This window comes from Nonomuraea composti (genome assembly GCF_012034275.1).
GTDB lineage: Bacteria > Actinomycetota > Actinomycetes > Streptosporangiales > Streptosporangiaceae > Nonomuraea > Nonomuraea composti.
Genome location: NZ_JAATEP010000007.1, coordinates 45,392 through 56,597 on the forward strand (window position 1 = coordinate 45,392; position 11,206 = coordinate 56,597).

Annotated in this window: 9 protein-coding genes and 1 riboswitch; of the genes, 3 read left to right on the plus strand and 6 right to left on the minus strand. The window is 69.5% G+C overall.

Annotated features, from left to right (window positions below; genetic code table 11):
• Positions 1 to 46: 46 nt before the first annotated feature.
• Positions 47 to 1,681, plus strand: coding sequence for a heparinase II/III domain-containing protein (locus HCN51_RS12040; protein WP_346433617.1), 1,635 nt, complete (start codon positions 47 to 49; stop codon positions 1,679 to 1,681).
• A gap of 2 nt (positions 1,682 to 1,683) precedes the next feature.
• Here the strand turns inward: HCN51_RS12040 and cimA are convergent, their stop codons facing one another.
• The 4 genes from cimA to HCN51_RS12060 all read right to left on the minus strand — a co-directional run bounded on the left by cimA (position 1,684) and on the right by HCN51_RS12060 (position 6,640).
• Positions 1,684 to 3,261 (minus strand): citramalate synthase, encoded by a 1,578-nt coding sequence (gene cimA, locus HCN51_RS12045; RefSeq protein ID WP_080045523.1) that lies wholly within the window; start codon positions 3,259 to 3,261, stop codon positions 1,684 to 1,686.
• A 237-nt stretch (positions 3,262 to 3,498) separates the two neighbouring features.
• Positions 3,499 to 4,146, minus strand: a complete 648-nt coding sequence (locus tag HCN51_RS12050; RefSeq protein ID WP_168009690.1) for a DsbA family protein — start codon at positions 4,144 to 4,146, stop codon at positions 3,499 to 3,501.
• A 126-nt stretch (positions 4,147 to 4,272) separates the two neighbouring features.
• Positions 4,273 to 5,370: a branched-chain amino acid aminotransferase gene (locus HCN51_RS12055; protein ID WP_168009692.1), complete on the minus strand. Its 1,098-nt coding sequence runs from the start codon at positions 5,368 to 5,370 to the stop codon at positions 4,273 to 4,275.
• 232 nt (positions 5,371 to 5,602) lie between these two features.
• Positions 5,603 to 6,640 (minus strand): 3-isopropylmalate dehydrogenase, encoded by a 1,038-nt coding sequence (locus tag HCN51_RS12060; RefSeq protein ID WP_168009703.1) that lies wholly within the window; start codon positions 6,638 to 6,640, stop codon positions 5,603 to 5,605.
• 98 nt (positions 6,641 to 6,738) lie between these two features.
• A riboswitch (cyclic di-AMP (ydaO/yuaA leader) is annotated at positions 6,739 to 6,884 on the plus strand.
• A gap of 207 nt (positions 6,885 to 7,091) precedes the next feature.
• On the opposite strand from HCN51_RS12060, the gene HCN51_RS12065 reads away from it, so the two are divergent.
• Positions 7,092 to 7,496, plus strand: coding sequence for a C40 family peptidase (locus HCN51_RS12065; RefSeq protein WP_168009705.1), 405 nt, complete (start codon positions 7,092 to 7,094; stop codon positions 7,494 to 7,496).
• A 50-nt stretch (positions 7,497 to 7,546) separates the two neighbouring features.
• Here HCN51_RS12065 and HCN51_RS12070 read toward each other — a convergent pair whose 3' ends face one another.
• Positions 7,547 to 7,954: an SSI family serine proteinase inhibitor gene (locus HCN51_RS12070; protein ID WP_168009707.1), complete on the minus strand. Its 408-nt coding sequence runs from the start codon at positions 7,952 to 7,954 to the stop codon at positions 7,547 to 7,549.
• Positions 7,955 to 8,493: 539 nt separating this feature from the next.
• Entirely contained in the window at positions 8,494 to 10,083 is a 1,590-nt protein-coding gene (gene serA / locus HCN51_RS12075) for a phosphoglycerate dehydrogenase (protein WP_168009709.1), read from the minus strand.
• A gap of 330 nt (positions 10,084 to 10,413) precedes the next feature.
• On the opposite strand from serA, the gene HCN51_RS12080 reads away from it, so the two are divergent.
• Positions 10,414 to 11,175 carry a hypothetical protein gene (locus HCN51_RS12080; protein ID WP_230465821.1) on the plus strand — a complete coding sequence of 254 codons (762 nt, stop codon included), beginning with the start codon at positions 10,414 to 10,416 and terminating at the stop codon, positions 11,173 to 11,175.
• The last annotated feature ends 31 nt before the right edge of the window (positions 11,176 to 11,206 follow it).

The following is an 11,206-nucleotide window of genomic DNA, read 5'->3' on the forward strand; positions in this document are numbered from 1 at the left end:
GAAAGCATGTCCCGCCTTCACCTTTTTGTCCTGAAAGGAACCTGGCGTGCGCCGCCTCGCGATCCCTCTTGCCTTCATGCTGGCCACCGGCACTCTGACCGGGGCCCCGGCGCAGGCGGCCGACAAGGTGACGCGCACCGCCGAGTGCCAGGGCGACTGGCTGCCCGGCACGCCGACGGCCGAGGACGTGATGAAGGGCGAGATCTCGCTGGTGGGCCTGCCGGCGTACAAGCTGGGCAAGAGCATCGACTGGGCCGCCAGCCCGTACCGGAACAGGTCGTGGGAGTTCGTCTTCCAGTCGCTGCGCTGGATGGGCACCCTCGTCGTCGAGTACGAGAACACCGGCGAGCGGCGCTACCTCGACCGCGCCACCGAGATCGCCGAGGACTGGGTGGCCGGCAACAAGTACGGCGCCAAGGGCACCCCGTCCTACGTCTGGAAGGACCACCCCGTCTCGCTGCGCACGCAGCCGCTGCTCTGCCTCAGCAGGCACGTCGACGCGAGCTGGCTCAAGGACAGCCTGGCCACGCACGCCAAGCTCCTGTCGAACCCGAGCCTGTACAAGAAGGGCCACAACCACGGCATCGACCAGGACATCGCCCTCATGGGCATCGGCTGCCGGTACGGCCGCAAGGACTGGGCGAGCCTGGCCTCCCGCCGCCTGACGGGCACGGTGAAGCTGGACGTCGACGCGCAGGGCGCCCTCATGGAGCAGGCGCCGCGCTACGCCGTCTACGTGTACGGCCGCCTCCAGGTCGCGATGACGAACATGAAGGCGTGCGGCCGCAAGGTGCCCGGCGAGATCGCCGAGCGCGCCGAGGCGCTGAAGGACTTCATCGCCCACGCGACCATGCCGAACGGCTTCATGGTGCCCATCGGCGACGGCAGCGCCGAGACCGAGCCGAAGATGGAGACGGGCACGCCGAAGCAGGAGGTCAAGACGTACCGGGCCGGGTACGTCTTCGGCCGCACCGCCTGGGGCAAGCCGGAGTCGGCGTACTACTCGATCAGGTTCGGCCCCGGCATGAAGTTCCACGGCCACGAGGACCACCTGGGCGTCACGTACTACGCGCAGGGCCGCGACATCCTGATGGACGGCGGGTTCCACTCCTACGAGAAGAGCTCCTACCGCTACTGGACGCTCTCCCCCGAGGCGCACAACGTGCCGACCGTGGTGGGCGCGAAGTTCCGGCCGCGCACGGCCAGCAAGCTCGTGGACACCTCGTACGGCAAGGACCGGCAGGCGTTCAAGCTGACCGACAAGGCGTACGGGGTCAGCCGCACCAGGTCGGTGCTCGTCAACCACGGCGAGGACCTGATGGCGGTGCTGGACACGGCGTCGGGCGGCAAGAAGGTGAGCACCATCTGGCGCTTCGCCCCGTCGCTCAAGGTCGTCTCGAACAGCGGCGGCAAGGTGGTGCTGGCCGACGGCAAGTTCAAGGTCACCCTGCTGCAGTTCTCCTCCTGTGACCAGGTCGGCGGCCAGAAGGTGGAGCGCGGCGGCAGGCTCGGCTGGGTCTCCCCCACGTACCTGTCGAAGCAGGCCACGAACGTGGTGGTGTCCCCGGCGGCGAAGTCGCTGCTGACGGTCATCGTGCCGGGGACGGACTCGCCCAAGGTGTCGTGCTCCGGCGGGAAGGTCACCGTGGACGGCGTGTCCTTCTCCGCCGGGCTCATCTGAGGTCAGCCGCAGTCGCGGCCGGCGCGCAGCAGGCCGTAGGTGACCGCCTGCTCCAGGGCCTGCCAGGAGGCGTCGATGATGTTCTCGGCGACGCCGACCGTGGCCCACTCGGTGCTCTCGTCGCTGGAGGTGATGAGGACGCGGGTGATGGCGTCGCTGCCGTGCGTGCCCTCGAGTATGCGGACCTTGAAGTCGACCAGCTCCAGCCTGGCCAGCTCGGGGTAGAGCTTCTCCAGCGCCATGCGGACGGCCTTGTCGAGGGCGTTGACGGGGCCGTTGCCCTCGCCGGTGGCCACGATGCGCTCGCCCTTGGCGTGCAGCTTGACGGTGGCCTCGCTGACCAGCTCGCCGCCCTTGGTGCGCTCGACGATCACCCGCCACGACTCGACCTCGAAGTGGCGCCGGCGCTCGCCGTGCACGGTGTCGCGCAGCAGCAGCTCGAACGAGGCGTCGGCGGCCTCGAAGGTGAAGCCGCGGGACTCCAGGTCCTTGACCCGCTCGACCAGCGCCTTGGTGTGCTCGGGGGTCAGCTCGTAGCCCAGCTCGCGGCCCTTGAGCTCCACGGAGGCGCGGCCGGCCATGTCGGAGACGAGCATGCGCATGTCGTTGCCCACCTGGGCGGGGTCGATGTGCTGGTAGAGGTTGGGGTCGACCTTGATGGCGCTGGCGTGCAGGCCGGCCTTGTGGGCGAAGGCGGAGGTGCCGACGTAGGGGGCGTGCGAGTTGGGGGTGACGTTGGTGACCTCGGTGATCGCGTGGGCGATGCGGGTCATCTCGGCCAGCGACTCCTGGGGCACGAGGTCGAAGCCGCGCTTGAGCTGAAGGTTCGCGACGACGGTGAAGAGGTTGGCGTTGCCGGAGCGCTCGCCGTAGCCGTTGGCGCAGCCCTGGACGTGCGTGGCGCCCGCCTTGACGGCCGCCAGCGTGTTGGCGACGGCGCAGCCGGTGTCGTCGTGGCAGTGGATGCCGACGCGGGCGCTGGTGCGCACGGCGTCCTGGACGATCTCGGCGAGCTCGTCGGGGAGCATGCCGCCGTTGGTGTCGCAGAGGGCGATGACGTCGGCGCCCGCCTCGGCGGCGGTCCTGATCACCTCCAGCGCGTAGGCTGGGTTGGACTTGTAGCCGTCGAAGAAGTGCTCGGCGTCGAGGAAGACCCGCTGTCCCTCCGCACGAAGGTGAGAGACCGTGTCGCGGATCATCGCGAGGTTCTCCTGGAGAGTCGTGCGGAGGGCCAGCTCCACGTGCCGGTCGTGACTCTTGGCGACAAGGGTCACGACCGGCGCGCCGGATTCGCGCAAGGCGGCCACCAGGGGGTCGTCGGCGGCCTTCACACCTGCCCGGCGGGTCGCGCCGAACGCGGCTAGTTGCGCGTGCTTCAGGTCGAGCTCTGTTCGAGCGCGCCTGAAGAACTCTGTGTCCTTGGGGTTGGCGCCCGGCCAGCCCCCTTCGATGAAGCCGACGCCCAGGCCGTCCAGGTGCCGCGCGACGGCGAGCTTGTCGGCGACGGTGAGGTTGAGGCCCTCTTGCTGTGCGCCGTCACGCAGCGTCGTGTCGTATACGTGGAAGCGGTCGTCGGCCATGAGTCTCTCTTCTCCGCGGAGGTCCGTAGGTGTCCGTGTGTTCGGAAGACAAGGTGCGTGTTCGGGAAAACAAAAAGACCCCTCACGGACGTGAGAGGTCTGCGCGCTGGCGGTGTCCCTGTGTCAGCCAGCGCGCCTGCCGATAATGAGCAGACCGTAGAACATGGTGCCGTCCAGTCTGCCATATGTATTCACCATCCGGCACGCGGGTCTCAGCACGTGGGACACCGCCGCTCGTCACACCTGGACGCCGACGCCTCCGGTGATCAGGCGCTCCAGCGCCGCCGGGTCGAACGCCTCGTCGCCCAGCATCTGGCCGTCGAGCACCACGGTCGGCGTGCCCTGCAGCGGGATCTTGGCCGTCTCGGTCAGGTGCGCCTGCGCGTACGTCTGCGAGGTGACGCACGCGTCGACCGACGCGCCCGCCTTGCGCGCCGCCCTGGTCAGCTCCTCGACGGTGAACCCGGAGGCCACGCCGTGCGGCGCGGGCTGCATGGCGTACACCTCGTCCCTGAACGCCAGCCAGCTCCCCTCCGGCACGCAGCGGGCGGCCGCGGCGGCGCGGATGGAATTGGAGCGCATCGGCTCGTCGCGGAAGATCGTCACGGTGTGGAAGACGACCTTGACCTTGCCCTCCTGCGCGAGCTTCCTGATCGTCGCGTCCACCTTGGAGTGCATGTCCTTGCAGACGGGACAGTCGAAGTCCTCGTACACGTCGAGCACGGGAGCCTCGCTCCCCAGGTCGGCCAGGATCATCGAGCCGTCCGCCTGCCGGGTGAGCGTCACCTCGCCGGACGACGACACGCCCGGTGGAGAGAACGCCAGCACCCCGAGTACGGCGATCGCCACGCACGCCAGCGCGACCGCCAACAACCGCTTCTTCATCAGCCCACTCTCACCTCATTGATCGCGCAGACCCTACCCGAAACGGGAACGAGGGCCGCATCGCGGCATACGGGTCACGGGTGAGAAGGGTGGGCCCTCAGGAAGGGAGGGCCCATCCGGCGTAGGTCAGCCGATCTTGTGGATCCAGTTGTGGGTGTCGGGGCGGGCGCCGTACTGGATGCCGACCAGCTCCTCGCGCACCCGCATCGTCACCGGGCCCGGCGTGCCGTCGGCGACGGTCCACGAGCGGTCGGCGCCCTTGACCGTGCCGACCGGCGTCACCACGGCCGCCGTGCCGCACGCGAACACCTCGGTGAGGTCGCCGGACGCGCTGGCCTCCTGCCACTCGTCGACGGTGATGAGCCGCTCCTCGGTCTCCAGGCCCAGGTCGCCGGCCAGCTCCAGGATCGACTCGCGGGTGATGCCGGGCAGCAGCGTGCCGGTGAGCGCGGGGGTGACGAGCTTGTCGCCGAAGACGAAGAACAGGTTCATCCCGCCCATCTCCTCGACGTAGCGGTGCTCGTGGGCGTCCAGCCACACCACCTGGTCGCAGCCGTTCTCCACGGCCTGCCGCTGCGCGACGAACGCCGCGGCGTAGTTGCCGCCGCACTTGGCGAAGCCGGTGCCGCCGGGGGCGGCACGCGTGTACTCGGTGGACAGCCAGACCGAGACGGGCTTGATGCCGCCGGTGAAGTACGAGGCCGCCGGCGAGGCGATGACCATGTACTTGTACGTCTTCGACGGGTAGTTGACCCCGAGCCCCGCCTGCGTGGCGATCATGAAGGGGCGCAGGTAGAGGCTGTGCCCCTCGGTGGTGGGCACCCACTCCTTGTCGTGCTCGACGAGCAGCTCCAGCGACTCGACGAACGTCTCCTCCGGCAGCTCCGGCATGGCCATGCGGGCGGCCGAGCGGTTGAAGCGGGCGGCGTTGGCGTAGGGGCGGAAGGTGACGATCGAGCCGCTGATCTGCCGGTAGGCCTTCAGGCCCTCGAACAGCTCCTGCGCGTAGTGGAAGACCGAGGTGGCGGGGTCGAGCGAGAGCGGCCCGTACGGCATGAGCCGGGCGTCGTGCCAGCCCTGGCCGTCGGTGTAGTCGATCGAGATCATGTGATCGGTGAACGTCTGCCCGAATCCCGGGTTCGCCAGTACCTGCTCCCGCTCGGCCGCGGTGCGAGCGTGGTCGGATAGCTGCACGTCGAAGCTGAGCTTCTGAGCGATGGTCATGACGTCGGTCCTTCTCTCTACGGTCTACCGAAATCTACCGGAATCCGGTCACCCCTCCGGGAGGCTGTCACACCCGTCGGGGCTGTCCGTACTTCCTATTGTCTCGCTATATGGGATGGCAAGCGGCTGATGGGGTGGTCAGCCCGGATTGCCGCCGTGGTCCGGGTACACGAAAACGCGCCCGGCAGTCCTCCTCGGACCGCCAGGCGCGTACGTACGGGGCTAGGCGGTCCTAGCCGGATACTCGCGCGGTGATGTCGTCACCGATCTGCTGGGTACTACGGCCCGCGCCGCGCTCGGCGATGTCGGCGGCGACCGCCCGCTCGACCCGGGCCGCCTCGTCGTGCAGGCCGAGGTGGTCGAGGAGCATGGAGACCGACAGGATGGTGGCGGTGGGGTCGGCCTTGCCCTGGCCGGCGATGTCGGGGGCGCTGCCGTGCACCGGCTCGAACATGCTGGGCGCCGCGCCCTCAGGGTTGATGTTGCCGCTGGCCGCCAGGCCGATGCCGCCGGCGATGGCCGCGCCGAGGTCGGTGATGATGTCGCCGAACAGGTTGTCGGTGACGACCACGTCGAAGCGCTCGGGCTGGGTCACGAAGAACATCGAGGCCGCGTCGATGTGGCAGTAGTCGGTGCTGACCTCGGGGTACTCCTCGGCCACGCGGTTGACCGTGCGCTGCCACAGGTCGCCGGCGAAGGTGAGCACGTTCGTCTTGTGGACGAGTGTCAGCTTCCTGCGCGGGCGCGCCTTGGCCTTCTCGAACGCGTAACGCACCACGCGCTCGACGCCGTGGGCGGTGTTGAGCGACTCCTGCGTGGCGATCTCGTGCGGCGTGCCGCGGCGCATGACGCCGCCGGTGCCGGCGTAGAGGCCCTCGGTGCCCTCACGCACGACGACCATGTCGATGTTCTCGGTCGGCGTGCCGGCCAGCGGCGTGGCGACGCCGGGGAACAGCTTGACCGGCCGCAGGTTGACGTAGTGGTCGAAGGCGAAGCGCAGGCGCAGCAGCAGGTCGCGCTCGAGGATGCCGGGCGGCACGCTGGGGTCGCCGATCGCGCCGAGCAGGATCGCGTCGTAGCCGCGCAGCTCGTCGAGCACCGCGTCGGGCAGCGTCTCGCCGGTACGGTGATAGCGTGCGGCGCCCAGGTCGTAGTGGGTGGGCTCGATCTTCGTGCCTACTGCCTCAAGGACCTTGAGCCCTTCGGCGACGACCTCGGTGCCGATGCCATCCCCAGGGATGACGGCCAGGCGGATGTTACGCGACTCCATGACGGCAACCATACCGGCTCGTCTCGTCTGACGAACACACCATCTCAGTGGTCGGACGTCCGGTTTGAGGGGTTTGCGACCTTTTGGCCGTTTCGTTAGAGTCCGTCGGGCCTAATCCACGCAGCCGCTGCGTGGAGCCGGGGACCCACCTTCCCCCCAGGGGCGAATCGGCGCGCCGCGCCGTAGGGCTGTCTTCCAGGCCCGAGCCCGTCAGCTAACCCGGTCGGCCGCATGGAAGGACAGTCCCCTGTCTCGCATCGGCATCACCCTGGCGGCGGCAGCCTCCGCCGGGCTCATCCTGACCAACACCCCCTCCGCACAGGCCGCCACAGGATCACCCACCGGGTCCGCCATCGACGCGGACGCCACCACCCTCACCGGCGCCGAGATCCGGCGCATCACCCTGGCCCAGGCGCCCAGGCCCGCCTGGAAGGTCGCCCTCGAGTTCGCGATGGACAAGCGCGGCATCCCGTACGTCTGGGGCGGGACCAGCGACCGGGGCTACGACTGCTCGGGGCTCATGCTCCGGGCGTACGAGAAGGCGGGGATCGAGCTGCCCCGCACCGCCCGCGAACAGTACGGGGCGTTCGACAGGAAGATCGACTGGGACCGGCTCAAGCCCGGTGACCTGGTGTTCTTCAGCGGCCTGGGCCACGTCGGGATGATCTCGAAGCCCGGCTACATGGTGCACGCGCCGCACTCGGGCGACGTCGTGAAGGAGGAGAAGCTGTCGAGCTGGCGCAGGCAGGCGTTCGTCGGCGCGGTGCGGCCGGACCCGAAGGGGGTGCGCCAGTGGGCGGAGCTGCGCGAACAGCGCCGTGAGCCGGTGCCCGCCTCACTGACCGCCACGCTCTGAGCCGAAGCGCGGGCGGCCCCGCCTTCCCCCCGCGGGGCCGCCCGCCCGCCTCAGACGGCCGGCACGATCGGCGCGGCCAGCCGCTCCACGAAGCACGGGTTGGGGTAGTCGTCGGTGAAGTCCACCGGCTCGCCCAGGTAGTCACCGCGGATCTCGACGTGCACCGGATCGAAGATCCTCGGGCAGGCCACGCCGGGGCGGAACCGGATCCGGTCGAGGTCGCCGCCGAGCTCTTCCAGCCGGTCGCACGCGGCTCCCGGCTCGGGGTGGACCCCGCCGTCGGGGCCGCAGGTGAGGAACCACTGCGCGGTGCTGCCACCGTGGTAGGTGGTGATGCGCAGGTAGGACTCCTGCGCCTGGGCCGGAGCGGCGATCAGCGCCGCCGCGGCCAGGGCGGGCAGGGCGACGGTGGCGGCACGCCGGATCATGCTCAGCGAAGCGGAAGCAGACGCACGCATGGGGGGACCTCCTCTTGAACGGATACGTAGAGTGAAGTTATCAATACTCTCCGTATCTACAAGGGGAGGTCTTCGTCACCCCGTCGAGCGCACCGCCAAGAGGCTCTAGTGGTTCGGATGCTGGGGGGCGCCGCCGTTGTCGCGCCGGTCCAGCGCGGTCTGCAGGGCCTCGGCGGCCTCGTCCTGCTGCTCTTCCGTACGGTTCCAGGCATACATGTCGTACATGTCACTCAGCTCATTTCGCGGACGCGTTCCAGTGGGAAGCCGGATCCCGGTCGCGAACCCGACCGGGCCTGATCTCGCGGTCCGGGTCACGGACCGGGCGGATGGGACTTACTGGCCGACGCAACACCGCTCGCCGCGGCGGGTCGTCGACCTGCCCTAACAGGCCCCGCCGCGGCAGGCAATGAGTACGAGCACCTGGCGCATTAGCAGCCACAGTACCCGAGGATCTGCTCGGAAGTCCTAGTATCTTGCATGCTGAGACAGAAAAGGCCGCCACCCGGACGGGTGACGGCCCTTCACGAGCAGGTGCGAAGTCAGTCCTCCAGGTCCACCGAGCGGCCGCTCTCGGCGCCGATCTCGGCCCCGATCTGCTCCACGACGTCGGCGGGGATGGCGGAGTCGACGGTCAGCGCGATGAGCGCCTTGCCGCCCTTGGCGTCACGGGCCACCTGCATCGAGGCGATGTTGATGCTGTGCTCGCCCAGGAGCCTGCCCACCACGCCGACGATGCCGGGACGGTCGGCGTAGGTGAAGAAGCACAGGTGGGCCGTCGGCTCGATCTCCATCTCGTAGCCGTTGACCTCGACGATCTTGGTGATCTGGCGCGGGCCGGACAGCGTGCCGGAGACCGAGACGGTGCGGCCGTCAGCGAGCACGCCGCGCACGGTCACGACGTTGCGCCAGTCGGGGCTCTCGGAGCTGGTGATCAGCTCGACGGTGATGCCGCGGTCCTTGGCCAGCAGCGGCGCGTTGACGTAGGTGACCTGCTCCTCGACCACGTCGGCGAAGACGCCCTTGAGCGCGGCCAGCTCGATCACCCGCACGTCCTGGGCGGCGATCTCGCCGCGCACCTCGACGTCGAGCTTGGTGGCCACCTCGCCGGCCAGCGCGGTGAAGACGCGGCCGAGCTTCTCGGCCAGCGGCAGGCCCGGCTTGACGTCCTCGGCCACGGCCCCGCCCTGGACGTTGACCGCATCGGGCACGAACTCGCCCGCCAGCGCCAGCTTCACGCTGCGCGCGACCTGGGTGCCGGCCTTCTCCTGGGCCTCGTGGGTGGAGGCGCCGAGGTGCGGCGTGACGACGACCTGGTCGAGCTCGAACAGCGGGCTGTCGGTGCAGGGCTCCTTGGCGAACACGTCGAGGCCCGCCCCGGCGACCCGGCCCTCCTTGATCGCGGAGTAGAGCGCGCCCTCGTCGACGATGCCGCCGCGCGCGACGTTGATGATCCGCACGCTCGGCTTGACCTGGTGCAGCTCCTTGTCGCCGATGAGCCCGATCGTCTCCTTGGACTTGGGCAGGTGCACGGTGAGGAAGTCGGCCTGCTTGAGCACCTCTTCGAGGCTGAGCAGCTTGACGCCCATCTGCGCGGCGCGGGCCGGCGGCAGGTAGGGGTCGTAGGCGATCAGCTCGACGCCGAACGGCTGCAGCCGCTGCGCCACGAGCTGGCCGATCTTGCCGAGACCGAGGATGCCGACGACCTTCTCGTCGAGCTCGACACCGGTGTACTTCGAGCGCTTCCACTCGCCGTTCTTCAGCGCGGCGTGGGCCTGGGCCGTGTTGCGCGCGCTGGCCAGGATGAGCGCGATCGTCTGCTCGGCGGCGCTGGTGATGTTGGAGGTCGGGGCGTTGACGACCATGACGCCGGCCTTGGTGGCCGCCTCGACGTCGACGTTGTCGAGACCGACGCCCGCGCGGGCGACGACGCGCAGCTTGGGCGCCGCGGCGATGGCCTCGGCGTCGACCTGGGTGGCGGAGCGCACGATGAGCGCGTCCACGTCGGCGAGAGCGGGCAGGAACTGGGAACGGTCGGCGCCGTCGGTGTGGCGGACCTCGAAATCAGCACCGAGTACGGCGAGGCCAGCCTCGGACAGCTCCTCTGCGACCAGAACGACGGGCTTGTTCACGTCTGTGCATCCTTAAGGCACGGCGGAGGGGGGTCACCGTCCACGGAACCCCCCGGCGGTCCCACAGAGTGTATCCGCAGCTTGTGAACGTATTCACGAGGGGTCAGCATGTGAGACGGATCCGGGCCTACCCGTCCCGCGCCAAACTCATCCACTCCGGGCTAATCTTTGTCTTGATCGGGAGATTTATTCGCCATTAGCCTGATAAGCCGTGGCCGACTACCTATGGTTCGTCATATGAGCATCGGGAATCCTGCGCTTGCCGACGTGCTCGCACAGCATGGCACGCCCCATCGCCTGCTGGGCGCTCTTGCCGACGGTGGAGTCCTGGTGGCAGTGCGACCAGATCGTTCCGTCGTCCTGGGGACGACACAGGCCGGTGACCGGGTCCTGCTCGGATACACCAGCCCCGCGACCTATGCCAGACACCGCGGCAGCCATTCCCTGTCGGCCTGCGACGCCGACACCATCCTGGACATCCAGCGCGTCACCGGCGTGCGCGAGATCGTGATCGACGCGGCCGGGCCGGCCGCGGCCGCCGTGCCCATCGACGATCTCCAGCACTTCATGACCACGACGCGCACGGGGCCCACGCCCGTCCTGTCGGGGGCCGTCCCGGCCGCCTACGCCACGGGCGCGATGGCCACCGTGTCGCGGGGCGCCGCGCTGGCCCAGGTCGCCCCGCCGAGCCCGCAGGCCCCCGCGCTGCCCTGGGTGCCCGCGCCCCGGCCGCACCTGTCGGGGCCGATGCAGCAGGTGGACCCGGGCTACCGCCGGTGCACGCACCCGATCCTGCCCGCGCTGCGCCAGGCGATCGCGTACCTGCTCATGGACTTCCCGCTCGTGCACCACGTCTGGATCTCCGAGGCGGGCACGGCCTCCGGCGCCACCGGGATCATGCTGCACGTGAAGGTGCACATGTCGGCCGCCGAGGACGTCGTGCGCGACCTGCACCGGCTGGTCCGCGCCCGGCTGCCGCAGTTCGCCGCCTCGGGGGCGCCGATCCTCATGGCCAGGGTGGCCGACGCCCGCAGCGAGCGCCGCATGATCGAGATCGGCGCGCACGTGGTCTGCGCGAACGTCTCCGACTAGGCACGTGGAGGCAGGGCCCGGGAAACTGGGC

Coding starts and splice junctions, on each gene's coding strand:
- HCN51_RS12055 (WP_168009692.1), bottom strand. CDS start 5,370: ATGACCATCGCTCAGAAGCTCAGCTTCGACGTGCAGCTATCCGACCAC.
- HCN51_RS12060 (WP_168009703.1), bottom strand. CDS start 6,640: ATGGAGTCGCGTAACATCCGCCTGGCCGTCATCCCTGGGGATGGCATC.
- cimA (WP_080045523.1), bottom strand. CDS start 3,261: ATGGCCGACGACCGCTTCCACGTATACGACACGACGCTGCGTGACGGC.
- HCN51_RS12070 (WP_168009707.1), bottom strand. CDS start 7,954: ATGCGTGCGTCTGCTTCCGCTTCGCTGAGCATGATCCGGCGTGCCGCC.
- HCN51_RS12050 (WP_168009690.1), bottom strand. CDS start 4,146: ATGAAGAAGCGGTTGTTGGCGGTCGCGCTGGCGTGCGTGGCGATCGCC.
- HCN51_RS12065 (WP_168009705.1), top strand. CDS start 7,092: ATGGACAAGCGCGGCATCCCGTACGTCTGGGGCGGGACCAGCGACCGG.